Genomic DNA, 25,592 nt, shown 5'->3' on the forward strand with positions numbered 1-25,592 from the left:
GGCGGTGGGCCGCACAGTACTGCCCCTGATAACCACACCTGCACCCGCCCCATGAAGCATCAGCGGCCACAACCAACCCCACATCACCACTGGTTGGGACATGACGGACACCGTGCGGAGGATGCGGCGGCCCGTCAGGACAGCTGTCACAGAGAGCGGTGCATGATGTGCAGTCCGACGAATCCCTGTTTCGGATGGTTGAACCCCTCGGGCAGGGTTCCCAGGACCTCGAAACCGAGCGAGCGGTAGAGCCGGACCGCGTAGGTGTTCGTCTCCACCACCGCGTTGAACTGCATGGCCCGGAACCCCGCTGAGCGAGCCCATTGCAGCGTGTACTCGCACAGGGCCCGGCCGACGCCCTGCCCGGATCGCTTCGGATCGACCATGTAGCTGGCGCTGGCAATGTGTGCGCCATTGCCCATGTGGTTGTTGTTCATCTTTGCCGTGCCGAGGATCGTCCCGTCGTCGTCGACTGCGACGACCGTGCGGTTCGGTGACCTGAGGAGCCACCAGGAGCGGGCGTCGTCCTCACCGAGATCGAGCGGGTAGGTGAAGGTCTCGCCCGCGGCGACGATTTCGTGGAAGAACGGCCAGATGGCGGGCCAGTCCTCAGCAGTGGCTTCCCTGATCAGCATGTGGGCCAGGATGCCGGTGCCGATCTTCTTTCGCGAGTTGTTTACCGGCGACGGCTCCGGGAGGTGCGCCTGCGCAGACTGAGCCGGGCAAGCAGCCCATGTGCGCCTTCCGGAGCGGCTGTCGGCGCGGGCACGGGATCGGGCGCCGGGTCGGCATCCGGAGCCCGGGCCGGTCCGGAGGCCGGGAGTAGCCCGAAGGCCCGGGTGCGATCGGCGGCCGGAGCGGGATCAGAGGTCCGGGCGAGTTCGCCCTCGGCGGCGCGCGCGAGCACCGGCCCTTGCCCGCCCTGAAGTCCGGATTCGTTCCCGGGGCCGGGGCGGGGGCGCCACTCGTCGCCCGGACGCGGAGCAGGGCGGACCTCCCGGGCGTTGTCCAGCTCCGTGATCAGGCCGACTCGCCGCCACAGCATCTCGTCCGGTTCGTCGGCCTGCATCAGACGCGCCATGGTCTCCCGGGCAGCAGGCGACCCCGTTGGCCCGAAGGCCGGTTCGGGCCGGATCCTCGCGAGGTGGGCACGCTCGTACGGATCGTCGACCACCTCTGCGAGCTGCACCGGGTCCAGTGCGCCCGCGAGCACGGCCGCGCGGGCCCAGGGGTCCTCCGTGAGACCCAGCAGCCGTTCGATCCGGCGCGAGCGCCATTCGCGCGCACGGCAGTCGCCCCCTCCCTCCAGCCGGCTACGCACGCAGGCCGGGGCCTTCCCCGCCAGGAGGTGCGGTTCCCGGGCCGCGAACTCCACAAGCTCCTGCGCGAGATAGAGCCAGACCACCGCCCGGTACCGGTTGAGATAGAACGTGATCGGCGTGAGGCAGCCCGCCCGGGCCAGTTTGGTGAAGCGGTCCGGGCTGATCCCGAGCAGCTGAGCGCCTTCCGCCGTCCCCACCGTGCGCACCCGCTCCCGCAGCGCCTCCGGGAACCCGTCCCGCGACCGCAGCCGGTCGACCTCCTCCCGTCGGACCCTCGCCCTTCCGCCGTCCTGCGGCACCAGCACTCGGACCAGGCCCACATGCACGGCGATGACGAACTCGCCTCTCTTCAGCTGCAGTTCCTGGGCTGCGGTGCCCACGGCCATCGTGCTTGCGGTCTCTGTACACACATCCGCCGCGGTCGCGGTCTCCGTACACACAGCTTCGGTAACAGTCATGATGCTCTCCCCCATGAGGCTCCATGAGACTCCCGCGAGACTCAATTACTCTCTGTGAGCACCGTAACCCGCAACCGACACCGTCCGTCCGGCCTGTGGATAACTCCGGATCCGGGTCAGTTCCGGCCGCTTCCCTCGCTTCCCATCTGCCGCGCGGCAACACCGAGATGTTCTCCGACTCTGTTGACGAGCAGCGTCATCTCGTACGCGACCTGGCCGACGTCGGCCTCGGCCTCGCTCAGCACACACAGACAGCTGCCCTCCCCCGCGGCCGTCACGAAGAGCAGTGCCTCGTCGAATTCCACCATCGTCTGCCGGGCCTTCCCCGCCCGGAAGTGGCGCCCCGATCCGCGCGCGAGGCTGTGCAGCCCGGACGAGACCGCGGCAAGATGCTCCGCGTCCTCGCGCGCCAGATCCGTGCTGGCTCCGGTCACCAGCCCGTCGTTCGACAGCACCAGTGCGTGCCGTATGTGCTCGACCCTGCTCGTCAGATCGTCAAGGAGCCAGTCGAGTTCCCTGTCCAGCGCCATGTCCCCGTTCCTCCCCACTCATACGTTCCCCGTGCCCCACGTTTCGCGTAAGCCTCGCGCACCGGTCACATACGGGCAAGCACTCCTCGGGCATGTGGCCGGGTCCCGGCCACATGGCGCGCATTGGATGTGTGCCCGCAGGTCAGCCCACCGAGTCGAGAAGGCGGGCGGTATGCATCCGGCCGGCGTATTCGACCATGCGGATCAGGACTTCCTTGCCGGAGTCGCGGTCGCGCGCATCGCACAGGACGACAGGGGTGCCGATGTCCAGATCAAGGGCTCGGGACACTTCGCGTTCGCCGTAGGCGCGGGCGCCCGCGAAGCAGTTGACCGCGACGACGAAGGGGATGCCACGGTGCTCGAAATAGTCGACGGCCGGAAAGCAGTCCTCCAGGCGGCGGGTGTCGGCGAGGACGACGGCCCCGAGCGCACCTTGGGAGAGCTCGTCCCACAGGAACCAGAAGCGGTCCTGACCGGGCGTGCCGAACAGGTAGAGCGAGAGACCGGACCGGATGGTGATACGACCGAAGTCCATGGCGACGGTCGTCGTGGTCTTCTGATCGACCCCGCCGGTGTCGTCGACCGACTGTCCCGCCTCGCTGAGGAGTTCCTCGGTCCGCAGCGGCCGGATCTCGCTGACCGCGCCGACCAGCGTCGTCTTCCCGACCCCGAAGCCTCCGGCGACCAATATCTTCAGTGCGAGGGCCTCGGTCTCCGCGGCCTCCCCGGCCGTCTCCCCATGGGCGTTGTCAGCGTGCTCGGAAGGCATCGATCACTTCTCTCACCAATGAGTCCCAGGACGCCGAATGCGCAGGTCAGAGCTGTCTCTAGGGGCTCGGATTCCGTGAACCGTCAGCATGAGTACGGCGACAGCATGGCAAACGAGAACCTGCCTCGTGGGACGGGATCGCTTTTTTCGCGATGTGACCGTTCCCGCTCACTCACTGCCCGGATGAGTCCACAATCCGATGCATCCGCCGGGGTGCGTCTGCCGTTCCCGGTCGTGGGCACATGGGACGGTCACCGGCGCATGTGCCCACGGACGGCGGCCGTCCGGTGCCTACACTGAGTACTTCGGGTGCGAGGAATGGCCCATGCGGACAGGGAGAGTCAAGAGTGTCCACAGCTGCCGACGGCGGTTTCGAGGATCCGCCCGCGGAGGTACTGGTGGAGGCCGCTGCCGCCTTCGGCCTGCTGGCAACGCCCGCGCGGCTGCACATCGTGTGGGCCCTGTCCCAGGGCGAGAGCGATGTGACCGGCCTCGCGGACCGGGTGGGCGGCACGCTTCCTTCGGTGAGCCAGCATCTGACAAAGCTCAAACTGGCCGGTCTCGTACGGTCCCGCCGCGAAGGCCGCCGGCAGGTGTACCTGGTCGACGACCCCGATGTGGTGGCCGTCGTCCGCCTGATGATCGGCCAGCTCGCCGAACGCGCCGGGCACATGCCCGCGCACCCCGTACGCCTCCATGAGCTCGGTGCCTGAGAGCAGCGCCGCGCAACCCGGGCCCGTACCCGCTACGAACGGAAGTGGAGAATCTCATGGCCCCGTCGCGCATCGGCCACACGGACTCCGGCACGAGTACCGGCGTCGGCGGTGGGCAGGTGGTGCAGGCGCGCCGGGCCACTCTCGCCGATGTGCCCGCGCTGGTCCGGCTGCGGGGGTTGATGCTGGCCGACATGGGCATGGAGACGGGCGGCGCCGACGCGCCTTGGCGGGTGGCCTCGGCGCAGTGGTTCACCGAGCGGCTGCGTCACCCTGCCACGTTCGCCGCGTTCCTGGTCGACGATCCCGAGCTCGGCACCGTCTCCAGTGCGGTCGGGACGTGCGACGCTCATGCCCCGACTCCGGCGAATCCGAGCGGACTGCACGGGCACGTCTCCAATGTCAGCACCGATCCCCTTCGGCGCCGCCGTGGGCATGCCCGGGTCTGCCTCGACGCCCTGCTCACCTGGTTCCGCGAGGAGGCGCAGGTCACGGTGGTCAGTCTGTACGCCACCGGGGACGGCGCCGCACTGTACGAGTCGTACGGCTTCACGGCTCCCCGTCATCTGGCGCTGCAGCTGCGGATGGTGCGGACACCGCGCTGAGCGGCGCCGCTCGCACGCGGGGAGGGTCAGCCGTACGAGAGATCCGCGCACGGATCGTCGTCGGCCGACCGGGCCCCGTCGGCGACGGTGGACGGCACCGTGGAGGGGGCCGGTGTGCCGGGTTCGGCGGATGGGTTCCGGGCGTAGGAAGTGCCGAGGATCACTTGAATTCCTGTGGTGTCGGACGCCGTTGTCCGGGCTCCGGCGAAGAATCGTGCGGTGGTCTCGGCCTGGTCCCGCAGGCCCGGTCCGTACTCGATGACGGTCGAGGCGTAGTTCTGGCTGCTCGCCGTGGCCGTGGTGGTGACGGTGAAACCCCGGGAGCGCAGCCGTTCGGAGGCCTGCGCCGCGAGGCCCCTGACCGTGGTGCCGTTGTAGACCGCGACGCTGATGCCCGTACCGGAGACCGGGGCCGCGGCCGGGGGCTTCGACCGGTCGCTCGCCGTCCCGCTGCCCTTGGCCGCTTTTTTGCCGCTGGCATCCTCGCCGTCGACCGTGCGGTCGGCCTTCAGCGCCGCCCAGAGCGCGTCGGCGTCCGGTTCGACGATCGCGACGCGCGAGCCCTCGTAACGCCAGGGGACAGTGACGAACTTGGTGTTGCGCAGGTCGATGTTCTTCATCGACATGACGAACGACAGGAGCCGGTCGGCCGAACCGAGGCCGGGGTCGACGGTCATCGCGTCGGTGGCCGCGTCGGCGAGGGGCAGCAGGGTGGTGGGGTTCAGCCCCTTGGACCGGACCTTCTTGATGAGGGAGGCCACGAACGCCTGCTGGCGCTTGATCCGCCCTATGTCCGAGCCGTCACCGATGCCGTGCCGGAGCCGGACGTAGTCGAGCGCGCGCTGCCCCGAGACGTTCTGCGGGCCCTTCACGAAGATCCGGGCGCCCTGTGTCGGCCGCTTGGGACTGAGGTCGCGCTCGTAGATGTCCTGGGGCAGGCACACCGGAACGCCTCCGACGGCCGAGGTCAGTGCGGAGAATCCGGCGAAATCGATGACGACGGTGTGGTCGACGCGCAGTCCGGTGAGCTGTTCGACGGTGTTCTGGGTGCAGGCCGGGTTTCCCTCGGCCGTCTCCCCCACCGAGAACGCCCCGTTGAACATCACGTCGTGCTGCGGCGCGGTCCACTCTCCGCCCGGCATCTTGCAGGCCGGGATGTCGACCAGGGAGTCACGGGGAATGGACACCGCGACCGCGTGTCTGTGGTCGGCGTACACATGGAGGAGGAACGCCGTGTCGGAGCGCCCCACCGCGCCCTTGCCGCCGCCCAGTTCGCTGTTGCCACCCGATCGCGTGTCCGATCCGATCACCAGGACGTTCTGTCCCTTCGACGAGCCGGGCGGTCGGTCGTCGGAGATCCCGTCCGCGCTGAAAGTGTCGATGCTGCCCGTCAGTTCGAGGTAGATCCAGCCGACACCCGCGATGAGCAGCACGAGGAACGACAGCCCGAACACGGCTGTCCGCCGCAGTCGGCCGGCCCTTTGCCTGCTCGCTGCTGCCTTGTGACTTCTTGTCATCGGCCACCCCGTCCGTCCGGCTTCCATGGTGCAGGACGTGCTCCGCCACCCCATGGTCGTACAGTTGCGCAATGTAACAAGTATCGCTCGCCCAGTGGATCACGGAACCTGCCAACAGCCAGCCTGAGGCACAGTCCGTGAACGCCGAGCGGAAACACCTGTCAAAGCACCGAAAGGAAGGGCGGGACGCGCATCTTGCGCAACGGCCCTGAGCCCTCACACCTGTTGATCGTGGCGACTGTGGTGATCCTCCTGTTCGTCTCGAAAAAGCTGCCGGACACCGCCCGGACCCTGGGCAAATCCATGCGGATCCTGAAGAGTGAGGCGAAGGCCATGAAGGAGACCGATACGAGCCCCGGTACCGGCCCACGTGCATGAGGCACCGGCTCGACAACGTACGGCACCACCCCTGTCCGTCACTTCAGGGATTGCGCAAGCATGGGAACCACGGACAGGGCATCGTCGTTGACCTGGGTGACGGCCGAAGACGCGCCGGTCATCGCATCACCGAATCACTGAACCACCGGATCGATGGGGGAAGTTCATGGGTGTGACTCTGGCCAAGGGCGGAAACGTCTCCTTGTCGAAGGAGGCACCCGGCCTGACCGCAGTGGCGGTCGGCCTGGGCTGGGACGTAAGGACGACCACAGGCGCGGATCACGACCTGGACGCGAGTGCGCTGCTGTGCTCGGATGCCGGCAAGGTCCTCTCCGACCTGCACTTCGTCTTCTACAACAACCTCACGAGCCCGGACGGTTCGGTCCAGCACACCGGCGACAATCTCACCGGTGAGGGCGAGGGTGACGACGAATCCATCAACGTGGACCTGGCCGCTGTGCCGGCGGATGTGGCCAAAATAGTCTTCCCGGTCTCGATTCATGACGCGCAGAGCCGCGGACAGAGCTTCGGCCAGGTCCGTAACGCGTTCATTCGCGTGGTGAACCGGGCCAACGGCGTCGAGCTGGCGCGTTACGACCTCAGCGAGGATGCCTCGACCGAGACCGCCATGGTCTTCGGCGAGCTGTACCGGCACGGCGCGGAGTGGAAGTTCCGTGCGGTCGGGCAGGGTTACGCCTCGGGACTGGCCGGCATCGCGTCCGACTACGGGGTCAATGTCTGACCCGTGCACCGTACGCACGGTGAGCACGAGCCCTCTCCCCTCCCGCTGCCGGGCGGGGCGAGAGGTCCGCGTGCTCCGTACCCTGCTGTCTGGTCATGTCGCCGCACTGCTCCTAGAGTGCCCGCAGACCGTTGATCACCTCGCGGAGAATGCGTTCGTCCGGCAGCTGTGCGGGCGGTACGGGGTGGCTGACGCGTACGTAGCCGGCTTCGAGCAGATCGCCGAGGAGCACGCGTACGACACCGACCGCGAGATCGGCATCGGCGGAGAGTTCCGCGACCGACTGGGTATCCGAGCGGCAGAGCGTGAGCAGGGCCCGGTGTTCGGGGCCGAGCAGTGATTCCTCGGAGCCGCCCGGTGCGTTGTCGTCGAAGGTGACGAGCGCGATCAGATCGAACCGCACGCCGGTGGGGCCCGGTTCGGTACGGCCGCCGGTCACGGCGTACGGGCGGACCAGCGGGCCGGCGTCGGCGTCGTACCACTGGCTGCCCCGGCGTGTGTGCGGGCCCGGGGTCCCCGGGATGCCTCCCGGGCCCTCGTCGGTCATGGACACGGACGTCCCCGCCCTCTCAGCCGACGGCCGACGGCGGTGCGGCGAACCGCGGCGGGGTACGCAGATGCTCACCGACGCGCTTGACGAGCCGGGCCATCTCGTAGGCGACCAGGCCGATGTCGGCGAAAGCGGTGCTGAGTACGGCGAGGCAGGATCCGTCGCCCGCCGCCGCGACGAACAGAAAGCCCTCGTCCATCTCCACCATGGTCTGGCGTACGTTCCCGGCCCCGAAATGGCGCCCCGCACCCTTGGCCAGGCTGTGGAACCCGGAGGCCACGGCCGCCAGATGCTCGGCGTCCTCACGGCTGAGCGCGCTGGAGGAACCCACCGCGAGGCCGTCGCCGGAGAGCACCACGGCGTGGCGGACCTCGCCGACCCGGGCCACCAGATCGTCAAGCAACCAGTCGAGTTCACCCGAGGTGTGACGTCCCCCGGTCCTCTCGTTCGCGATCATGCATGGTCTCCTTCGCTGCGTGGACGGGGGTCGTCTGTGCCCGGACGGGGCGCGGGTGTGCCGGGGGCGGTGCCGCCGCCGCGCACCCAGCCGTTGCGGTAGGCGGTCATGCGGTCCCGGGCCTGCTCGGGAGTGCGCTCCCGGGGGCGGTCCCGGTCGTTCGAGGCGCCGTGTGACGGTGTGTCGTCGGGGCGGGGCTCCTCGCGCAGTTGCGGGACGAGGTTGGCCTGCCGCACCCGGCGCGGCAGTGTGCCGTCGTCGGGCTGCGGCTCCGTGGGGGCCCCGGCCCTGTGCTCGGCCGTTCCGCCCGGACGCCCGCGCAGCGAGGTGACCGCGGCAGCGGATTCCGTACGGGATTCGAGCGCGGGTACCGGTACGGGCGCCGGGAAGGCGGTGGTCCGCGGTCGCACCGCACGGGGGCCCGATCCCTGGCCGAAGGGCGGGCCGTCCCGGTCGTCCCCGCGCTCGACCGAGGTGTTCCCGGGCGCTTGCGGCGCCTCGGCCGGCGGAAGTGCGCCCTGCAGCAGCGCCATGGGAAGCAGCACGACCGCGGTCGTTCCGCCGTACGCGGAGGTGCGCAGCTGAACCTTGATGTGATGGCGTACGGAGAGGCGGCTGACGACGAAGAGGCCGAGCCGGTCGCTGTCGAAGAGGTCGAGTGCCTCCGCCTGCTCGATGCGCCGGTTCGCCTCGCTGAGGAGCTCATTGCCCATGCCCAGGCCGCGGTCCTCGATCTCCAGGGCGTAGCCGTTGCCCACGGGCTCGCCGGTGATGCGCACCTTGGTGTGGGGCGGTGAGAACTGTGCGGCGTTCTCGACGAGTTCGGCGAGCAGATGGGTGAGGTCGGCGACGGCCGCCCCCTTCACCGCGGCGTCGGGGAGTTGCCGCATCTCCACCCTGGCGTAGTCCTCGATCTCGGAGACGGCGGCGCGTACGACGTTCGTCAGCGGTACGGGCATCCGCCAGGCCCGTCCCGGCGCCGCACCGGACAGGATGATCAGACTCTCGGCGTGCCGTCGCATCCGGGTGGTGAGGTGGTCGAGCCGGAAGAGATCGCTCAGCTCGTCGGGGTCGTCCGCACGGCGCTCCATGCTGTCGAGGAGGTTGAGCTGACGGTGGACCAGCACCTGGCTGCGGCGGGCGAGGTTGACGAAGACTCCGGAAATGCCGTCGGCGAGTTCGGCGCGTTCGACGGCGGCGCTGAGGGCCGCCCGGTGCACGGTGCCCAGCGCCTCGCCGACCTGGCCGATCTCGTCGTGGGTGGCCGGGCCCTGCGGGGCCTCGGCCCCGATGTCGAGTTCCTCGCCCGCGCGCAGGCGCTGCATGGCGCGCGGCAGTTTGCGGCGGGCGATCTCCAGGGCGCTGTTGCGGAGGCTGACGAGTTCGACGACGAGCCCACGGCCGATGCGTACGGAGATGACCAGGGAGGCGGCGACGGCGACGAAGCCGAAGAGGACCGCCGCTCCGGACGGGCTGAAGAGTCCCCTGGCGAGCGGGTCGGCGCGGTCGGCGGCGCGTTGTCCTGCGGTTGTGTCGATGGTGTGCAGCTCGGCCCTTACGCGGGCCGCCGCCCGTTCCCAGTCGTCGGTGGGCACGGCCTGTGCGGCCTCGCGTCCGGTGGGCGCGGCGAGCACCTTGTCCTCGGCGTCCTGGATCTGCTCGTAGGCGTCCTCGGCGGTGAACCGCTGCCAGTCGGCCCGCTCGGTGGCGGGCAGGTCCGCGCCCGCGGTCTCGGTGAGGTTCCTTCGGGCACCCACCGCTCCGGTGAACAGGCGCAGTTGTTCGCCCTTGAGCGTTCCGGTGCGAGAGGCCGTGGTCAGCAGGGCGTCCTCGCGGGCCAGCATCTCGTCGGCGCGGGCGAGTTCGAGCAGGACGCGGGCGTCGGAGCCGAGTGCGTCGTCCTGGATCGCCGTGAGCGCGCCGAAGACGCCGAAGGCCGCGGAGACGGCCTCGGTGTACCGGTCGTAGACGGCGTTCTCGTCGCCCGTGTCCGCGCGCAGTCGTTGGGCTCGAGCGAGAAACCGGTCGAGCCGCTCGGCCACCGTGGACGGAAGGTTGCCGGTGTCGGCGATGGTGTGGCCGCCGTCGATGCGCAGGGCCGCGAGCGCGGTGTCGGTGCGTTTGGTCTGGCGCTCCAGTGCTGCGGCCTGGGCGCTGCCGGGGGCCGTGGCCTGGAGCATGGCCGCCCGCCGCTCGACCTGGAGCGCCGCGACGGCGCTGGACACCGGGGCCCGGACCTCGCCGTCCACCTGCTGCAACTGCCTGAGCCGTGCCACGTCCTGCGCTGTGCTGACCGTGGCGAATCCCCACAGGGCGAGCAGCGAGACGACCGGGACCATCAGCAGCGAGATGATCTTCGCGCGGACGGTCCTGGGACGCAGCGTCCACGGTCCGCGCGGCGCGGACGTGTCGGGCGTCAGCGGCAGCCGTACGTCCTGCTCGGCGCTCTCGTCGGCCGGCGGGCCCGCGTGCGCGCGGCGTCCACGCGTCGGCGGGGCGGCGGTTCTGGCGGTGGCCGTCGCACCGGTTTCCGGGGTCGTGCGGGGTGGGCGCATGGCCTCCTCGTTCCGGGTGTGGAGCTGGGTGTGTCGCGGGTGCCGGTCGGTCGGGTGCAAGTCGGGCGGATGCACGGACGTCAGGGAGTGGTGGTGGCCGGGGCTGCCTCCTGGTCGCTCACGCTGCCGCGTCGTGCCCGGAAGGTGGTGTGCTGCGCGGCTGCTGAGGAGTCCGTTTCGGTCGGTGCCGCGGCGCGTTCGGCGAAGACGTAGGCGGCGCGTTCCCTGGCCGTCGGGGAGAGCGCGACGAATGCCGAGGTCAGGAAGAGATACGAGCCGAGGCCGACGGCCAGGGGAAAGATGAACTGCATGGTCGTGGCCCCGGGGAGCTCCCGTCCGGAGGGTGCGACCTGCACGGAGACCGCCAGCATGCCGGTGTAGTGCATGCTGCTGACCGCCGCGCCCATGACGAGGGAGGCAAGGGCGACGGCTCGCGGTGACTTGATGTTGAGCGCCGCCCACAGCGCCGCTGTCGCCGCCACGACCGCGATGGCGACGGAGAGCGCGACCCGCAACGGGTCGTAGTGGACCGTGCCGTGCAGTCGCAGTGCCGCCATGCCGAGGTAGTGCATGCTGGCAACGCCGAGTCCGGTGGCGAACCCGCCGAGCAGCAGCGCTCTGGTCCGGTCCTTGCTGTAGCCGACGGCGAAGACACCGCCACCGACCACCACCATGGCGACGAGCAGACTGAGCAGGGTCAGCGGCACGTTGTAGCGGATGTCGGTGCCGGTCACACCGAAGCCGAGCATCGCGATGAAGTGCATCGTCCAGATGCCCGAGCCGATGGCGGATGCGGCGGTGATCAGCCAATTGCGGCGCGAACGGCCGGTCGTGTCGAGCGCCCGCACGGTGCAGCTCAGCCCGAGTGCCGCGCCGATGCAGGCCATCGCGTACGACAGCGCAGGTGTCAGCCAGCCGAAGGTGGCGTGGTCCAGGTGTCCCATGGATCGGGGACGCTAGTCGCGATGGGGGCGCACGCCGGAGGCGCATTTCGAAAGCTGCTGAAATATGACAGAGAAATGTTCTCGAACGATCACACAGTGCCCGAACAGGCACCCCATTTCCCGATGTTTCGCTCTGTTTCGCTCCTGCGGCAAGTACGCGATCATGTCCGTATGGCCGAAGACCACACACACGTCCAGGACTTCTTCACTGCCCGCGCTGCTGACTGGGACAGCCGGTTTCCCGACGACGGGCCCGCCTATGCGGCCGCCGTGACCTCCCTCGCGCTGGGCCCCGGTGACGCGGTGCTCGACGCCGGCTGCGGTACGGGACGGGCGCTGCCCGCCCTGCGCGCGGCCGTGGGACCGCGGGGCACGGTCCTGGGAGCGGATCTCACGGCAGCGATGCTGGAGGCGGCGGAGCGGGCGGGGCGCGACCGGAGCGGCGCGCTGCTCCTCGCCGACGTCGCCCGCCTGCCCCTGCGGTCGCAGTCGCTCGACGCGGTGTTCGCGGCCGGGCTGATCTCCCATCTGACGCACCCCGGACCGGACCTGGCGGAGCTGGCGCGGGTGGTGCGGCCGGGCGGGCGGCTGGCCCTGTTCCACCCCGTCGGGCGGGCGGCTCTGGCGGCCCGCCACGGCCGCCGGATCACGGACGACGACCTGCGCGCCGAGCACAACCTCCGCCCGCTGCTGGCGCGTTCGGGCTGGCGGCTCGATGCGTACACCGATGAGGACGACCGCTTCCTCGCCCTTGCCATGCGGACGCCCTGACCTGCGAGCGCTCCGCCCTCCTGCTCACTGGGCCGGAGTGTCGGGGCGCCGGTGGTGCGGGACCGGACAGCCGCGGACGCCCGGGGTGGGAAACGTACCGAGCCCGGAAACCTCGTAGCCGTCCGGGTAGCCCTTGATCTCCGGGTTCTGCCGGGCGTAATGCGGGGTGGTACGCGGCGGCAGCAGTCGCACGGCCCGTGCTCGCAGGCGCAGAGCACCGCGGGTGAGGTTACGGGCCACGGCGCCCGGGCGTTCGTACCGGAACGCCCGCAGCAGCGAATCGTCCAGCAGCGCGAGGGCGGCCCTCCGCGCGACGGAGGCGAAGGGGCTCGGATACCAGGAACCCATCAGGTCCAGCGTGGCGTCGGAGACACCGCGTCCCCCTTCGTCCCAGCCGAAGTGCTCGGCCTCGTAGGCGTCGAGGGTGCGCTCGAAGTCCTCGTACGTCTCGGGCAGGTCCTTGATGCCCATGTGGGCGCCCAGGGTCCGGTAGTAGACGGCGCATGCCCGGAGTTCGTGGTCGGACAGCCTGCGCCAGCCGTAGCTGTCGAGCCACCGCTTCGGGGTGACGACGAAGGTGCACAGCACATAGCGCATGTCGTCGTTGCTGATGTCGTAACTGCGGTGCATCTGGTTGATCCGGCGGATCGCCGTGCGCCCCGGGTCGCTCTCGAAGCCGTGCTCGACGATGGTGTCGAGGAGGAGCGCGGTGTCGTCGTAGCGCTTCTGCGATCGGTCCGTCAGCTCTGCCGTCTGCGCCAGGAGTCGGCCGATGCTGGGGACGGCATAGGTGCGGTACAGGGCCAGTTCGAGAGCGCGGGTGATGTCCCAGGGAAATTCGTAGGTTGCCGTGATCCGGTAGATCCGGAGGAAGTCCTGCTCCGGATCGAGACGCTGAATCTCCTTCAGCCGGTCGTACCTCTTCACCGTGCTGCCCCCTCGCCCCGATACCTCGATCGAAGGTCCAACTCTACGTTGGCGGGGAATAGGGAACATCGTAAGCATGTGCGAGCACGGTACGCGCTCACGGTTACCAGGAAAGGCGGTCCCCATGATCGACATCATCGGCAGCCTGCGGAAGGTTGTCTCCTCCGACCGGAAGGGCGCGCCGTCAGCAGCACCGCTCAAGGAGGACCGGTACAAGCAGCACAATCTGTTCGAGGCGGCGGCCACCTATGTCTCGGCATCGGTGGAGGACGACCAGGCGCGGATCGACGAGGCGAGCGGCTGGGTGTCGCCCGAGGCGCTCTCGTTCGGGATCAGCGAGCTGGCCTGCCGGGCCGTGATCGCGCTGGCCCGCGAGCGCGACGAGTCGCCGCAGACAGTGGCCCGAACGCTGCTCGGTCTGCCCGCCGACTGAGGACCGCCCGTCCGCCGGGCCGCGGCATCCGCGTCTTCCCTTGTCAGGGCCTCGACGAGTGGGATACCGACTCGTTAAGGTGCGCCGACGGACAACCATGACGGACGAGGAGGGTGCTGTGGCCGGCACGAGCGACACGGTCGCCGACGAAGACGCACTGTATGTGCTGACCGCGGTCCTGCTGACACCGGCGCAGTTCCCGAGCGTGCTCGGTGACGACTACCCCGCCGCGTGTGCGGCGCTCGCCCTCGAACCGTACGCCGAGGGGTACGGGCTGATCCTCGGCCAGGACGGCGTTGGTGCGCGGTGGACCGTCGTCGTCGAGGACGTGTCGCTGGTGGCCGTCGCGATCGCGGCCTGGGACTGCGGAATGGACTACGACCTCTCTCCCGACGACCGTTCGGTGGTCTGCGCGCTGCCCGGGTGGCCCCTCGCCGTGGCGGTCGCCGCTCCGGGCCTGCCCGCCCCGCACGATCCGCTGCCCGATACGGAGACCGAGGGCACCGATCCGGCGCCGCTGGCCCCGCCGGACACGGAGTCGTGGGGTCCCGCCCAGCGGCGCATGGGGGCGGACGAGATTGCGCACCAGTGGGTGGCCTGGCGCGAGCAGATCGACGACGAGACGGACTTCATCAATCCGGGCGGCGCGGACGGCGCCGGGAACGATACCGAAGCCGGTGCCGAGACCGAGGGCGAGAAGGAGGACGGCGAGGGCAAAGCTGCCGCCGAGGTTGAGCCTGAAGCTGAGGTGGAGGTCGAGGTCGACGCTGCTGCTGTGGGCCCGGCCGGGGCCGAGAACGACGGGTCCGGCGCCACCGCTGAGACCCCCGCAGAGGACACACCCTCCGGAGTGCACCCCGGCGTACGGCGGGCGCTCGCGCAGGCCCGTGCTTACGTGGACACCCCGCCGCCGCCCGGCCGCGTTCGGTCCTCCTTCGCCACGGGTGACGCCCGCATGCTGCGCGTCGACGGCCCCGGCTGGTCATTGGTCGCCAGGACCGATGACATCGCCTTCGTCCTGCTGGACGAGGAACCGGGCGAGGTGCTGCCGGTCGGGCGCGGCAAGGAACTGCCCGGCCTGTTGCAGGCTCTGGACGCGCTGGCGGTCCGGCCTGCCTGAGCAAGCTCTCGGTATCCGGCAGAAGGCCGACAGCCGTCCGCTGACCACCGACCACTGCGGCCACGGGCCGCGAGCACGCCTGCTCGGACCACGACTCGCACGCGCTCCGGGCTACACCCGCTCCAGCGCCCGATGCGGCCCGACGGGCAACTCGACCTCTATCGGGTCTCCGGGTCGAACCACGCCCCCGGCCGCGACGATGCCCATGATCCCGGCCTTGCGGACGATCCGGCCCGTCCCGTCCCGTCCGACGACCTGCTTGAGCAGTCCGTCCTGGAAGTTGTCGATCTGCAGGCAGGGGTTGCGCAGGCCGGTGACCTCGACGACCGCTTCGTCGCCGAGGTGCAGCAGGGTGCCGACGGGCAGGGCGAGGAGATCGACACCGCTGGTGGTGACGTTCTCCCCGAGATCACCCGGGGCGACCTCGAAACCGGCTTCCCGCACTTCGCCGAACAGCTCCTCGTGGATGAGGTGGACCTGGCGCAGATTCGGCTGGGTGGGATCCTGCGCGACCCTGGACCTGTGCTTGACCGTGACCCCCGCGTGCACATCTCCCTCCACGCCGAGCCCGGCCAGCAGGGTGATGCTCTCCCGGTTCGGCTTGGTGAACGAATACGCCTCGTTGCTGCTCACCACGGTCACTGTGCCGCGCACTGCGGATCCCCCCTGCTGTTCCTGCACGTGGTCAGCGGCCTATTTCCTTGCGGGTGATCCTGCGGAGCCTGCGTCGCTGACCGGGATCCAGCAGCAGATAGCCGACCGCCGGCACTCCGATCAGGACCAGCAGCGACAGCCAGAATCCGATGAACGGCATCAGGACGAGGGCCGCGACAACTCCCCCGATGGCGATCTTTGCGCTGTTCGACATCGTCCACGCCTCCTTCGCGGCCCGAGGCCGCTCCTGCTCTGACAACGCCTGTGCGCGCCCATCGGTTCCGGCCGGGCCGAAGTCCTCACCTCAGGGGCTCGCCGACCTCGTGCATGTGTCGCAGCGCCTGCCTGTAGGACTCGATCAGTCCGGTTTCCGTGTACGGCATGCCGAGTGCCTCGCAGTGGGCGCGCACCATGGGCTGTGCCAGGCGCAGATGCGGGCGGGGCATGCTCGGGAAGAGGTGGTGCTCGATCTGGTAGTTGAGGCCGCCGAGGAACCAGTCGGTGAGAACGCCGCCGCGTACGTTGCGCGAGGTGAGGACCTGACGCTGGAGGTGGCCCCAGCGGTCCCCGTCGGGGTCGGGCATCTCCATGCCCTTGTGGTTCGGTGCGAAGGCCATGCCCAGGTGGAGCCCGAACAACGCGTGGTGCACGAGCGCGAAGACGACAGCCTTGCCCGGGGACATGACGGTGAGCAGCAGGGTCGCGTAGAGGCCGAGGTGGGTGACCAGGAGCAGTGCCGAGAGGGCACGCTCCCGGGCGGGCTGCTGCCGCAGGTACTGGAAGCCGGAGATCTTGAGCGCGATGCCTTCGAGGAGCAGCATCGGGAAGAACAGCCGGGCCTGGTTACGGGTGAGCCAGCGGGCGAAGCCCTCGCGCTGGGCCGCTTGCTTCTGGGTCCAGACGAGGGCGCCGACGCCGACGTCCGGGTCCTTGTCGACGTGGTTGGGGTTGGCGTGGTGGCGTACGTGCTTGTCGTTCCACCATGCCTCGTTCATTCCGAGCAGCAGGTTGGCGTGTACGAGGCCGATGGCCCGGCTCACCCTGCGGTCGCCGGTTATCTGGGCGTGTCCGGCGTCGTGTCCGACGAACGCGGTGCGGGACCAGAAGAGTGCCAGCGGCAGTGCGAGCAGCAGGGTCCACCAGGTGTTGCCGAGGAGGAACATCCCGGTGAGTACAGCGCCCAGCGCGACCAGGTTGGTGGCGATGCCGGCCGCATACCACCCGGTGCGCCGCTCCAGGAGTTCCTGGCCCTTGACCGCTCGCAGCAGGGGCGCGAAGGCGCTCCCCTGGCTGGTGGCGGCTCCGGTACCGCCGGTACCTACAGCACTTCCCGCACCGTCACGGGTGCCTTCCACGACGGTGGCTACGGCCTGGGGCATGAGGTCTCCGGTCTCTGGAAAGCTGCGCTGACCTGTAGAAACGTACGGTGCCCAGAGGTGCGGCAGCCATGGCGCCACCACCCGGGACCTGCGGGGGCAAGCCCCCTCCCCGAAAGGGGGTGCTGGCTACACCCAGGGGCGGGTGCGCCGTCGTTCCCGGCAGCCGCGCGCGGGCGGGCGGTTCATCGGAAAGTGAGCCGGCTCACGGCGATTCCGCTCACGGGGGCGCGCAGCGGTGGAGTACCCTCGGCGACTTGACCCCCACTAGTCAAATTTGAGGAATTCGGCATCGCTGTGCACAGGCTCCCTGCGGCAACGCTCTCCGAGATCTCCGCACTCTCCGACTGCTCCGTGGTCTTCCTGCCCGCGGATCCGTCCCGTACCGGCCGCATCGCCTTCTGGCATCCGGACGGCAGCAGTCCGCCCGAGGCTCCCGGCTCCGTCGAGGAGCTGACCGTTGTCGGCGCCGACGCGCGGGTGCATGGCGTACCGGCGCTGGTGCTTCCGGTAAGGGACGCGCTGCCCGTGCTGACGCGGGCGCGGGCCTCGGCGCACGCCTCCGGCGCCGCCGCCTTCTGGGGTGCCGCCGCGCTCCTCGCTCTGCAATTCGCCGCCCGCGGCCTGCTCCTGCCCGGACTGAGTGCCGGCGATCACGATGTCTGGCGTGCCGGGCCGCTGACCGCCGACGATCAGTCGCGGATCCGTACGCTCGCGGCCTCGATGCCGCCCCTGGCTCATGCAGTGCCGCTCGACGCGGCGGCGCGGCCCGTACTGCTGCCCGAGCCCGAGCGGCTGCTGCGCGCTTTCCTGGACGCGGTGGCGGACGGCCTGCCGCGCACCCCGGCCGCCGCCTTCGCCACCGGCGGCCCGGCATTCGCCGCCGATGAGCCCCAGCGTCTGCCCGGTCAACGGGCCTGGGCCACCGATGTCGCGGCCGGACACGATGCGGGTGTCCGGCTGTCGCTGCGGGTGGAGGCATCGGGGCTGACGGTCCCGGAGCAGGACGCCGGGCCGACAGCCGGGCCGTCCTTCCGTGCTGTCCTGCAGATCCACAGCGTCAGCGATCCGGCACTGGTCGCCGATGCCGCCGAGATCTGGGCGGGTACCGCGCCGACCGCTTCCGCCTTCGGCCCCCGCGCGCGGATGGATGCCCTCCTGGCGCTGCGCCGCGCCGCCCGTGCCTGGCCGCCGCTGGCCCCGCTGCTGTCGGCCGCGGTGCCCGACGCCGTCGAACCGGCCGACGAGGAGCTCGCCGAGCTCCTCGGCCGGGCCGGACGCGCGCTCGCGGCGACCGGAGTCCAGGTGCACTGGCCCAAGGAGCTGGCCCGCAAGCTCACCGCACGCGCGGTCATCGGTCCGCCCGACGACGGAGATGACCGGGCACGCGAGGAGACCGCCGGCACCGGCTCGGACACACCGCCGCTCCTGTCGGCCGACGCACTGCTGACGTTCAACTGGTGGTTCGCTCTGGGCGACCAGAAGCTCAGCCGCGCCGAACTGGACCGCCTGGCCGAGGCCAACAGGCCGGTGGTGCGCCTGCGTGACCAGTGGGTGCTCATCGACCCCGAGGAGGCCCGGCGCGCCCGCGAGACCCAGGACCGCAAGGTCGCTCCCATCGACGCGCTCTCAGCCGTACTGACCGGTTCCACCGAGGTCGACGGCCGCCGGGTCGACGTCCGGGCCACCGGCTGGCTGGAGCAGCTGCGCCGCCGGGTGGCCGATCCTGAGTCCGGCGGGCAACAGTCCGGCGGGCAGAAGGACGAGCAGCAGACGGTGCGTCAGCCCCCGGCGCTCGCCGCGACGCTGCGCGACTACCAGCTGCGCGGACTGAACTGGTTGCACACCATGACCTCGCTCGGCCTCGGCGGCTGTCTCGCCGACGACATGGGGCTCGGGAAGACCATCACCCTCATCGCTCTGCATCTGCACCGTCAGAGCGTCGAATCGGCCGCCGGTCCGACGCTCGTGGTCTGCCCGACCTCGCTCATGGGGAACTGGCAGCGGGAGATCGAGAGGTTCGCGCCGGGCACTCCGGTACGCCGCTTCCACGGCGGATCGCGCAGCCTGGACGGCCTGGCGGACGGCGAGTTCGTCCTCACCACGTACGGCACGATGCGGCTCGACGCGGCAAAGCTCGCGGACATCCGGTGGGGCATGGTGGTCGCCGACGAGGCGCAGCACGTCAAGAACCCGTACTCGGCAACAGCCAAGCAGCTGCGGACGATCGGTGCACAGGCACGGGTGGCGCTCACCGGTACCCCCGTGGAGAACAACCTGTCCGAGCTGTGGGCGATCCTCGACTGGACGACGCCCGGGCTGCTGGGCAGGCTCGGCACCTTCCGTACCCGCTACGCGCGGACCGCGGAGGGCGGCGACCCGGCGGCGGCCGAGCGGCTCGCCGCACTGGTGCGGCCGTTCCTGCTGCGACGGCGCAAATCGGATCCGGGCATCGCCCCCGAGCTGCCGCCGAAGACCGAGACGGACCGCACGGTGTCGCTGACGGCGGAACAGACAGGGCTGTACGAAGCGGTGGTACGGGAGACGCTGGCCGCGATCTCCCGGGCCGACGGCTTCGCCCGGCGGGGCCTCGTCGTGAAGCTGCTGACGGCCCTGAAGCAGATCTGCAACCACCCGGCGCAGTACCTCAAGGAGAAGGAGCCGAGGATCGAGGACCGTTCGGGCAAGGTCGAACTGCTGGACGAGCTGCTCGACACCATCCTGGCGGAGGACGCGAGTGTGCTCGTGTTCACCCAGTACGTGCAGATGGCCCGGCTGCTCGAACAGCACCTGGCCGCGCGTGGGGTGCGCACGCAGTTCCTGCACGGCGGCACGCCGGTCGCGGAGCGGGAGGCGATGGTCAACCGGTTCCAGGCGGGCGAGGCCCCGGTCTTCCTGTTGTCGCTCAAGGCGGCCGGCACCGGACTCAATCTCACCCGGGCAGGCCATGTCGTGCACTTCGACCGGTGGTGGAACCCGGCGGTGGAGGCGCAGGCCACCGACCGCGCGTACCGGATCGGGCAGACCCAGCCCGTGCAGGTCCACCGGCTGATCGCCGAGGGCACCATCGAGGACCGGATCGCCGACATGCTGGCCCGCAAGCAGGGGCTGGCGGACGCGGTGCTCGGTTCGGGCGAGGCGGCGCTGACCGAACTGACGGATGCGGAACTGGCCGATCTTGTGGAGCTGCGAGGGGCACACGATGAGCGACGGATACGACAACGACGGAACCGACCGCGACGCGTACGAGCGCGAAGGGCATGAGGGCGACGGGAGCGATGTCCCGGCGCCGGTCCAGGAGCGTACCTTCGCCGCGCTGCCGCCCGCGCAGGGCCGCGGCTTCGCGGAGTCCTGGTGGGGCCGGGCGTGGCTGAAGGCCCTGGAGGACACCGCACTGGACGGCGAACAGCTCAAGAAGGGCCGCAGGTCCGCCCGCGAGGGCCGGGTCGGCGCGGTCTCCGTACGGCCCGGCCGGATCACCGCGGTCGTCCGGGACCGGGACTCGTCCACCTACCGCAGCGATGTGCTGCTCCAGGAGCTGAACGAGACGGACTGGGAACGCTTCCTGGACGTGGCCGTCGACCGGGCCGGACACATCGCGGCGCTTCTCGACCGCGAGATGCCGCCGCACCTGGTGGAGGACGCGGCGGCGGCCGGTGTCGAACTGCTGCCGGGGATCGGCGATCTGGACCCGGAGTGCACCTGCGGGACATGGGACCACTGCCCGCACACCGCCGCGCTGTGCTATGAGGTGGCCCGGCTGCTGGACCAGGATCCGTTCGTCCTGCTGCTCATGCGGGGGCGCGGCGAGCGGCGGCTCCTGGACGAACTCCAGGTGCGCATCGCGGCCCGCGCCGAGAGGCGGGCGCCGTCCGGTACGGCCGCCTCCGCCGACGGGTCCGGTTCCTCGGCCACGAAGCACCGGGGTGTGCGGGCGGACGAGGCGTTCGCCGCGCGGGACATCCTGCCCCCGCTGCCCGCGCCTGCGCCGTTGCCGCCGGGGCCCGGCCCCGCGCCGTCGCTGGACACGGAGACCGAACCGGAACCCGGCGTCGATGTGGCGGTACTGGAAGTGCTGGCGGCGGACAGCGCGGCACGCGCCCACCGGATGCTGGCGGACGCCCTCTCCCCCGGCCATGAACAGCAGCCGCTGGCGGCCGGGCTGACGCCGCAGCAGGATGCCGTACGACTGGTCGCCGACGCCCGGCCCGAGCCGTGGATAGCGACCCGGCTGGCCGCCGGATCGGGGCGCTCGCGTGCCGGACTCGACGCGGCTGTGCGTGCCTGGGAGTACGGCGGGGCGGCTGCGCTCACCGTGCTCGACGAGGAGTGGACGCCGGATCCGGAATCCCTGGCCAGGGCCCGGGCCGGGCTCGCGGAGGCGTGGGAGGAGGGCGAGCGGCCCGGCCTGCGGTCGGCCGGCAATCGCTGGACCGCCGCGGACGGCAACGTACAGCTGCGGTACGGGCTGGACGGGCGCTGGTGGCCGTACCGGAAGGAGAACAGGCGCTGGGTTCCGGCAGGTCCGGCGGACGACGATCCGGCGGCGGCACTGGCGGGTTCATCCCTGTCGGACGAGTGACGTCCTCGTTCCCGAAGGCGGAGGTCATCGCCGCGAGGACCGTCCGTCGTCCGGTTCTGCCCTTGCGTTCAACTCGATGTCACCGCGCGTTGAGGGTGAGGGCGCAGCCTGGCGGCCGTCCGAGCTGTTCGTGCCTCAGGAGGCCCCATGTCCGCGCGTGTTGTCCGTCGTTCTCTCGCCGTCGGCCTGCCTCTCGCCCTGCTCGGAACGGTGTGCGCCGCCGGAACGGCGACGGGCGCGCAGGACCGCCACGAACGTCCGCAGAACACCGCGCGGGTCACCGGGAGCGCCGTCCTCGGTGACATTCCGCTGGCCGGGTTCAGCAACGGGCTGCTCCCCGGAACGGTCGGCGACGATCGCGGTGTGATGCTCGGCGGCATCGGCAGCGACATCTACCCGGCGGGCCGCAAGGGCGAGTTCTGGACGGTGACGGACCGTGGCCCGAACGGCCAGATCAAGATCGACGGGACGAAGCGGCGTACCTTCCCGGTCCCCGGTTTCGACCCGGCGATCGTGAAGATACGCGTCAGTGGCAAGCGCATCCAGGTGCTGCAGGCCATTCCTCTGACCACCCGCTCCGGCACCGCCGTCACCGGTCTGTCGAACCAGGAGGGCCGCGACGAGGCCCCGTACACGTACGACGCGAGGACGCCGCTCGCATACGACCCGAACGGCCTGGACACCGAGGGCATCGTGCGCGCCGCCGACGGCACTTTCTGGCTCGTCGACGAGTACGGTCCCTCGCTGGTCCATGTCTCCGCCCGCGGCCGGGTGCTGACCCGCTACGTCCCGCAGGGGCTCAATCTGAGGGGCGCCGGCTACCCGGTGGTGGAGGCGCTGCCGGGCGTACTCCTGCACCGCAAGATCAACCGCGGTTTCGAAGGGCTGGCTCTGCTGCCGGGCGGCGATCTGGTGCTGGCGGTGCAGAGCCCCCTCTCGCTGCCGGACCAGGACGCGGGCGAGTCCTCGCGCAATGTACGGCTGCTGCGCTTCTCGACGAAGAAGCGCGCGGTCACCGCCGAGTACGCGTACCGCTTCGACGCGGTGGACGTCGTGGACCCGGGCGAGGACGACACCTCCGAGCTGAAGATCTCCTCGGTCGTCGCGATCGGCCGGGACGGGCTCCTGGTCGAGGAGCGCACGGACAAGGCGGCCCGGCTGCACCGGGTGACGCTCCCGCACGGCTCCGGCATCCTGGGCTCTGCCTGGGACGAGCCGACGACGTCACCCTCGTACGAGGAACTCACCGACCCGTCGGCGTCGGGCGTACCGGTGCTCCGCAAGAGTCTGGTCGTCGACCTGGGCAAGGTCGCGGGCGTGCCCGGGAAGATCGAGGGCGTGGCGGTGACGGGCCGGGACACGCTCGCCCTGATCAACGACAACGACTTCGGGATGACCGACGGCGCCGAGGCGTTCGACGCCGACGGCCGGCTGGTCGACAGCGGCATCGAGACGTCGGTGACACTGCTGAAGCTGCCCCGCCCGCTGCACGGCTGACCCCGTACTCGTACACGCAGGCACCGCCGGGCCCCGGCATTCGGAGCCGCAGGGGCCCGGCGGCAGGCATCGTCCGGCGCCTGCCGTCTTCCGCCGCTCGCACGCCGCCCGTACGGTAGGGCGCGCGAGACGCTCGGCCGTACAGCGGAGAACACCTTCCGGTCATCGGACCAAGGGGGACACGGGTGTCGGGGGATTCGGGCAGCGGACTGCTACGCGATGCCATCGGGCTGCGCGAGATCCTTTTCCAGAGCATCACGGCGATGGCCCCTGCCGCCGCGATCGCCGCGTCGATTCCGGCCGGAGCCGCGTTCGCGGGCGGCAGTCTGCCGTTGTCCGTGGTGGTGGCTCTGGTCGCGTGTCTGTTCACCGCGTCGTGCGTCGCGGAGCTGGCGCGCCATCTACCGGCCGCCGGTTCGGTCGCCACCTATTCGGCGCAGGGGCTGCATCCGGCCACCGGCTTTCTCGTCGGCTGGGGCTATGTCTTCGTCGAGGCGCTGGTGCCCGCGCTGTTGCTGCTTCAGCTCGGTTTCACCACGGCGGGCACCCTGCACCAGGAGTGGTCGTCCTACCCGGCGGATCTGTGGTGGCCGTGGTCGCTGCTGGGTGCGGTGATCATCGCCCTCGCCGGGTACTTCGGCGTACGGGCCTCCGCCCGGTTCGGCACGGTGCTCGGCATCTTCGAGGTGCTCGTCTTCGTCGCCTTCGCCGTGCTGCTCATCGGGCGCGCGGGCCCGGACAACACCCTTTCGGTGTTCGGCACTTCGCACACCGCGGAGGGCTTCGACGGCGTCAGCGGAATCTTCGCCGGCTCCGTCTACACCGTGCTGGCCTTCGCCGGTTTCGAGGCCGCGGCGCCGCTCGCAGAGGAGACGAAAAATCCGCGGCGCACGATGCGGCGTGCGGTGCTCGGCGCGGCACTCTCCATCGGCCTGGTGTACGTCCTGACCACGTACGCGATGTCCGTGTACTTCGGGCCCGACAGATTCGCCGCGTTCGGCGCTTCGGGGGCGGCGTCGTGGGAGGGCGTGGCCCGCGCCTCGTTCGGGCTGTTCTGGGTGCTGCTCTTCCTCGCCGTGGTCAACTCGACCGTGGCCAACGCCAATGCGTGCGCCAATGTGTCGACCCGGACGGCCTTCGCCCTCGGCCGCATCGGGGTGTTCCCCCAGGCCTTCGCGCGGCTCCACCCGCGGCGCCGCTCCCCCGTCACCGGTGTGGCCGCGCAGTTCGTGATCGCGGTCGGCGCGGCACTCGGACTGGGGTTCGCCTATGACCCGGTGACCGCGTTCGTGCTGCTGGCCACCGTGATCGTGACGGTGATCATCGGGGTGTACATCGTCGTGAATCTGGCCTGCTCCGGGTACTTCCTGCGACGGCGGCGCGACGCGTTCAACCCCGTACTCCATCTTCTCTTCCCGGTGCTGGGCATCGCGGCGTTCGTGCCCGCGCTGCTGACGGCCGCCGGGATCCCGGCCTTCGACTTCGTCTCCGGGCTCAGCGCGCCCGTCTCGTACGCCGGTCCGGTCGTGGGTGTCTGGATGCTGATCGGGATCGTTGTGCTGGCGGTGCTGCTGCGCAGACATCCGGAGCGCGTGGCACAGACCGGACGGATCCATCTCGACGACGCCCCGGAACCGGCCGGGGAGCACCGAACAGGAGCAGTGCAGCGATGAATGATCCCCGTATCCTGACCGTCCGTCCCAAGGAGGGCGAGTACGCCTGGACCTTCGGCGGAGCGGCGCCGGTCGCCCGTATCGAACCGGGGACGTTCCTCGATGTGTACACGGAGGACTGCTTCGCCGGACGGGTGCGCTCGGAGAAGGACCTGGTCTCCGAGGTCTGTGAGTTCCCCTTCCTCAACCCGCAGACCGGCCCCTTCCATGTGGTGGGCGCGGAGCCCGGCGACACCGTGGCGGTGCACTTCGTGTCCGTCGAACCGGCCAGGGACTGGGCCGCTTCGACGACCGTGCCGCTGTTCGGGGCGCTCACCTCCACGCACACCACCGCGTCGCTGCAGGCTCCGCTGCCCGAGGTGGTGTGGATGTGGCAGCTCGACCGGGCCCGCCGCACCTGTCTGTTCAGCGCCAGGGACAGCGACGTCCAGGTGGAACTGCCGATGGATCCGATGCACGGCACGGTCGGGGTGGCACCGGCCAATCTGGAGGTACGGTCCGCGCTGGTGCCCGACGCACACGGCGGGAACATGGACACGCCCGAGATGAGGGCGGGCGTCACCTGCTATCTGGGCGTCAATGTCGAGGGTGCGCTGCTCAGCCTCGGGGACGGTCACGCCCGTCAGGGCGAGGGTGAGACCTGCGGGGTCGCCGTGGAGTGCGCGATGAACACGGTGGTGCTGGTCGAGCTGCTGAAGGGGGTGGCGACGCCGTGGCCGCGCATCGAGTCCGACACACATCTGATGTCGACCGGATCCGCCCGTCCGCTCGAAGACGCCTTCCGCATCTCGCAGTTGGACCTGGTGCGGTGGCTGGCGCGCGACTACGGCCTGTCCGAACTCGATGCCTATCAGCTGGTCAGCCAGGCCGGTGAGGCTCCATTGGCCAATGTGTGCGACACCAACTACACGTGTGTGGCAAAGATCCGCAAGGAGTGGCTGCCCACCGGCGATCCCCATCGCGGACTTCACCGTCATCTGCGGGAGACTGCGACACTGCTGTCCAGTTCCTGATCCCCC

The 25,592-nt window shown here is 70.3% G+C and carries 25 protein-coding genes; 12 read left to right on the forward strand and 13 right to left on the reverse strand.

The features are described from left to right. Nucleotides 1-146: 146 nt before the first annotated feature. The 4 genes from OG507_RS02050 to OG507_RS02065 all read right to left on the reverse strand — a co-directional run bounded on the left by OG507_RS02050 (nucleotide 147) and on the right by OG507_RS02065 (nucleotide 3,079). Nucleotides 147-635 (reverse strand): GNAT family N-acetyltransferase, encoded by a 489-nt coding sequence (locus OG507_RS02050; RefSeq protein WP_327365368.1) that lies wholly within the window; start codon nucleotides 633-635, stop codon nucleotides 147-149. Between the two features lie 41 nt (nucleotides 636-676). Beyond that, nucleotides 677-1,780, reverse strand: a complete 1,104-nt coding sequence (locus tag OG507_RS02055) for a DUF6397 family protein (RefSeq protein ID WP_442810923.1) — start codon at nucleotides 1,778-1,780, stop codon at nucleotides 677-679. Nucleotides 1,781-1,896: 116 nt separating this feature from the next. After that, nucleotides 1,897-2,310 (reverse strand): roadblock/LC7 domain-containing protein, encoded by a 414-nt coding sequence (locus tag OG507_RS02060; RefSeq protein ID WP_327365369.1) that lies wholly within the window; start codon nucleotides 2,308-2,310, stop codon nucleotides 1,897-1,899. A 142-nt stretch (nucleotides 2,311-2,452) separates the two neighbouring features. Continuing rightward, nucleotides 2,453-3,079, reverse strand: coding sequence for a GTP-binding protein (locus OG507_RS02065; protein ID WP_327365370.1), 627 nt, complete (start codon nucleotides 3,077-3,079; stop codon nucleotides 2,453-2,455). A gap of 347 nt (nucleotides 3,080-3,426) precedes the next feature. Here OG507_RS02065 and OG507_RS02070 point away from each other — a divergent pair, with 347 nt between their 5' ends. Together OG507_RS02070 and OG507_RS02075 are read left to right on the forward strand one after the other, a co-directional pair. Continuing rightward, on the forward strand, nucleotides 3,427-3,792 hold the full coding sequence (locus tag OG507_RS02070) for an ArsR/SmtB family transcription factor (protein ID WP_327365371.1): 366 nt from the start codon (nucleotides 3,427-3,429) through the stop codon (nucleotides 3,790-3,792). A 56-nt stretch (nucleotides 3,793-3,848) separates the two neighbouring features. Next, complete coding sequence (locus tag OG507_RS02075) at nucleotides 3,849-4,397, forward strand: GNAT family N-acetyltransferase (protein ID WP_327365372.1); 549 nt, start codon at nucleotides 3,849-3,851, stop codon at nucleotides 4,395-4,397. Nucleotides 4,398-4,423: 26 nt separating this feature from the next. On the opposite strand, the gene OG507_RS02080 is transcribed toward OG507_RS02075, so the two are convergent. After that, nucleotides 4,424-5,914, reverse strand: coding sequence for an LCP family protein (locus OG507_RS02080; protein WP_442810924.1), 1,491 nt, complete (start codon nucleotides 5,912-5,914; stop codon nucleotides 4,424-4,426). Nucleotides 5,915-6,106: 192 nt separating this feature from the next. On the opposite strand from OG507_RS02080, the gene tatA reads away from it, so the two are divergent. Next, complete coding sequence (tatA, locus tag OG507_RS02085) at nucleotides 6,107-6,292, forward strand: Sec-independent protein translocase subunit TatA (RefSeq protein WP_442811084.1); 186 nt, start codon at nucleotides 6,107-6,109, stop codon at nucleotides 6,290-6,292. Nucleotides 6,293-6,458: 166 nt separating this feature from the next. Next, entirely contained in the window at nucleotides 6,459-7,034 is a 576-nt protein-coding gene (locus OG507_RS02090) for a TerD family protein (protein ID WP_327365373.1), read from the forward strand. Between the two features lie 112 nt (nucleotides 7,035-7,146). On the opposite strand, the gene OG507_RS02095 is transcribed toward OG507_RS02090, so the two are convergent. From OG507_RS02095 to OG507_RS02110, 4 genes are all read right to left on the reverse strand, one after another. Then, nucleotides 7,147-7,581 (reverse strand): DUF742 domain-containing protein, encoded by a 435-nt coding sequence (locus OG507_RS02095; RefSeq protein ID WP_327365374.1) that lies wholly within the window; start codon nucleotides 7,579-7,581, stop codon nucleotides 7,147-7,149. Nucleotides 7,582-7,603: 22 nt separating this feature from the next. Further along, on the reverse strand, nucleotides 7,604-8,041 hold the full coding sequence (locus tag OG507_RS02100) for a roadblock/LC7 domain-containing protein (protein ID WP_327365375.1): 438 nt from the start codon (nucleotides 8,039-8,041) through the stop codon (nucleotides 7,604-7,606). Next, nucleotides 8,038-10,596: a sensor histidine kinase gene (locus tag OG507_RS02105; RefSeq protein WP_327365376.1), complete on the reverse strand. Its 2,559-nt coding sequence runs from the start codon at nucleotides 10,594-10,596 to the stop codon at nucleotides 8,038-8,040. Before OG507_RS02105 ends, OG507_RS02100 begins: the two co-directional genes overlap by 4 nt. An 80-nt stretch (nucleotides 10,597-10,676) precedes the next feature. Continuing rightward, entirely contained in the window at nucleotides 10,677-11,540 is an 864-nt protein-coding gene (locus tag OG507_RS02110) for an MHYT domain-containing protein (RefSeq protein ID WP_327365377.1), read from the reverse strand. Nucleotides 11,541-11,711: 171 nt separating this feature from the next. Between OG507_RS02110 and OG507_RS02115 the strand changes: the two genes are divergently transcribed. Further along, on the forward strand, nucleotides 11,712-12,311 hold the full coding sequence (locus tag OG507_RS02115) for a class I SAM-dependent methyltransferase (protein ID WP_327365378.1): 600 nt from the start codon (nucleotides 11,712-11,714) through the stop codon (nucleotides 12,309-12,311). Between the two features lie 24 nt (nucleotides 12,312-12,335). On the opposite strand, the gene OG507_RS02120 is transcribed toward OG507_RS02115, so the two are convergent. Next, entirely contained in the window at nucleotides 12,336-13,238 is a 903-nt protein-coding gene (locus OG507_RS02120; protein WP_327365379.1) for an oxygenase MpaB family protein, read from the reverse strand. Nucleotides 13,239-13,362: 124 nt separating this feature from the next. Here OG507_RS02120 and OG507_RS02125 point away from each other — a divergent pair, with 124 nt between their 5' ends. Together OG507_RS02125 and OG507_RS02130 are read left to right on the forward strand one after the other, a co-directional pair. Further along, nucleotides 13,363-13,671 (forward strand): hypothetical protein, encoded by a 309-nt coding sequence (locus tag OG507_RS02125; protein WP_327365380.1) that lies wholly within the window; start codon nucleotides 13,363-13,365, stop codon nucleotides 13,669-13,671. 97 nt (nucleotides 13,672-13,768) lie between these two features. After that, nucleotides 13,769-14,791: a hypothetical protein gene (locus OG507_RS02130; RefSeq protein ID WP_442810925.1), complete on the forward strand. Its 1,023-nt coding sequence runs from the start codon at nucleotides 13,769-13,771 to the stop codon at nucleotides 14,789-14,791. A gap of 111 nt (nucleotides 14,792-14,902) precedes the next feature. Here OG507_RS02130 and OG507_RS02135 read toward each other — a convergent pair whose 3' ends face one another. The 3 genes from OG507_RS02135 to OG507_RS02145 all read right to left on the reverse strand — a co-directional run bounded on the left by OG507_RS02135 (nucleotide 14,903) and on the right by OG507_RS02145 (nucleotide 16,824). Then, nucleotides 14,903-15,433, reverse strand: coding sequence for an MOSC domain-containing protein (locus OG507_RS02135; protein ID WP_327371838.1), 531 nt, complete (start codon nucleotides 15,431-15,433; stop codon nucleotides 14,903-14,905). Nucleotides 15,434-15,476: 43 nt separating this feature from the next. Then, nucleotides 15,477-15,659 carry a hypothetical protein gene (locus OG507_RS02140; protein WP_327365383.1) on the reverse strand — a complete coding sequence of 61 codons (183 nt, stop codon included), beginning with the start codon at nucleotides 15,657-15,659 and terminating at the stop codon, nucleotides 15,477-15,479. Between the two features lie 85 nt (nucleotides 15,660-15,744). Beyond that, nucleotides 15,745-16,824, reverse strand: a complete 1,080-nt coding sequence (locus OG507_RS02145) for a fatty acid desaturase family protein (RefSeq protein WP_327365384.1) — start codon at nucleotides 16,822-16,824, stop codon at nucleotides 15,745-15,747. Nucleotides 16,825-17,118: 294 nt separating this feature from the next. Here OG507_RS02145 and OG507_RS02150 point away from each other — a divergent pair, with 294 nt between their 5' ends. The 5 genes from OG507_RS02150 to OG507_RS02170 all read left to right on the forward strand — a co-directional run bounded on the left by OG507_RS02150 (nucleotide 17,119) and on the right by OG507_RS02170 (nucleotide 25,586). Beyond that, nucleotides 17,119-20,085: a DEAD/DEAH box helicase gene (locus OG507_RS02150; protein WP_327365385.1), complete on the forward strand. Its 2,967-nt coding sequence runs from the start codon at nucleotides 17,119-17,121 to the stop codon at nucleotides 20,083-20,085. Then, nucleotides 20,024-21,403, forward strand: a complete 1,380-nt coding sequence (locus OG507_RS02155) for an SWIM zinc finger family protein (protein ID WP_327365386.1) — start codon at nucleotides 20,024-20,026, stop codon at nucleotides 21,401-21,403. The genes OG507_RS02150 and OG507_RS02155 overlap by 62 nt, the downstream gene beginning before the upstream one ends. A gap of 147 nt (nucleotides 21,404-21,550) precedes the next feature. Beyond that, entirely contained in the window at nucleotides 21,551-22,900 is a 1,350-nt protein-coding gene (locus tag OG507_RS02160; protein WP_327365387.1) for an esterase-like activity of phytase family protein, read from the forward strand. Nucleotides 22,901-23,085: 185 nt separating this feature from the next. Further along, nucleotides 23,086-24,573, forward strand: a complete 1,488-nt coding sequence (locus tag OG507_RS02165; protein ID WP_327365388.1) for an APC family permease — start codon at nucleotides 23,086-23,088, stop codon at nucleotides 24,571-24,573. Next, nucleotides 24,570-25,586: an acetamidase/formamidase family protein gene (locus OG507_RS02170; RefSeq protein ID WP_327365389.1), complete on the forward strand. Its 1,017-nt coding sequence runs from the start codon at nucleotides 24,570-24,572 to the stop codon at nucleotides 25,584-25,586. The genes OG507_RS02165 and OG507_RS02170 overlap by 4 nt, the downstream gene beginning before the upstream one ends. The last annotated feature ends 6 nt before the right edge of the window (nucleotides 25,587-25,592 follow it).

This window comes from Streptomyces sp. NBC_01217 (genome assembly GCF_035994185.1).
Taxonomy (GTDB): Bacteria; Actinomycetota; Actinomycetes; order Streptomycetales; family Streptomycetaceae; genus Streptomyces.

Coding starts and splice junctions, on each gene's coding strand:
- OG507_RS02115 (WP_327365378.1), top strand. CDS start 11,712: ATGGCCGAAGACCACACACACGTCCAGGACTTCTTCACTGCCCGCGCT.
- OG507_RS02110 (WP_327365377.1), bottom strand. CDS start 11,540: ATGGGACACCTGGACCACGCCACCTTCGGCTGGCTGACACCTGCGCTG.
- OG507_RS02130 (WP_442810925.1), top strand. CDS start 13,769: ATGACGGACGAGGAGGGTGCTGTGGCCGGCACGAGCGACACGGTCGCC.
- OG507_RS02145 (WP_327365384.1), bottom strand. CDS start 16,824: ATGCCCCAGGCCGTAGCCACCGTCGTGGAAGGCACCCGTGACGGTGCG.
- OG507_RS02100 (WP_327365375.1), bottom strand. CDS start 8,041: ATGATCGCGAACGAGAGGACCGGGGGACGTCACACCTCGGGTGAACTC.
- OG507_RS02140 (WP_327365383.1), bottom strand. CDS start 15,659: ATGTCGAACAGCGCAAAGATCGCCATCGGGGGAGTTGTCGCGGCCCTC.
- OG507_RS02080 (WP_442810924.1), bottom strand. CDS start 5,914: ATGACAAGAAGTCACAAGGCAGCAGCGAGCAGGCAAAGGGCCGGCCGA.
- OG507_RS02105 (WP_327365376.1), bottom strand. CDS start 10,596: ATGCGCCCACCCCGCACGACCCCGGAAACCGGTGCGACGGCCACCGCC.
- OG507_RS02090 (WP_327365373.1), top strand. CDS start 6,459: ATGGGTGTGACTCTGGCCAAGGGCGGAAACGTCTCCTTGTCGAAGGAG.
- OG507_RS02075 (WP_327365372.1), top strand. CDS start 3,849: ATGGCCCCGTCGCGCATCGGCCACACGGACTCCGGCACGAGTACCGGC.
- OG507_RS02065 (WP_327365370.1), bottom strand. CDS start 3,079: ATGCCTTCCGAGCACGCTGACAACGCCCATGGGGAGACGGCCGGGGAG.
- OG507_RS02125 (WP_327365380.1), top strand. CDS start 13,363: ATGATCGACATCATCGGCAGCCTGCGGAAGGTTGTCTCCTCCGACCGG.
- OG507_RS02095 (WP_327365374.1), bottom strand. CDS start 7,581: ATGACCGACGAGGGCCCGGGAGGCATCCCGGGGACCCCGGGCCCGCAC.
- OG507_RS02160 (WP_327365387.1), top strand. CDS start 21,551: ATGTCCGCGCGTGTTGTCCGTCGTTCTCTCGCCGTCGGCCTGCCTCTC.
- OG507_RS02155 (WP_327365386.1), top strand. CDS start 20,024: ATGAGCGACGGATACGACAACGACGGAACCGACCGCGACGCGTACGAG.
- OG507_RS02050 (WP_327365368.1), bottom strand. CDS start 635: ATGCTGATCAGGGAAGCCACTGCTGAGGACTGGCCCGCCATCTGGCCG.
- OG507_RS02055 (WP_442810923.1), bottom strand. CDS start 1,780: ATGACTGTTACCGAAGCTGTGTGTACGGAGACCGCGACCGCGGCGGAT.
- OG507_RS02170 (WP_327365389.1), top strand. CDS start 24,570: ATGAATGATCCCCGTATCCTGACCGTCCGTCCCAAGGAGGGCGAGTAC.
- OG507_RS02060 (WP_327365369.1), bottom strand. CDS start 2,310: ATGGCGCTGGACAGGGAACTCGACTGGCTCCTTGACGATCTGACGAGC.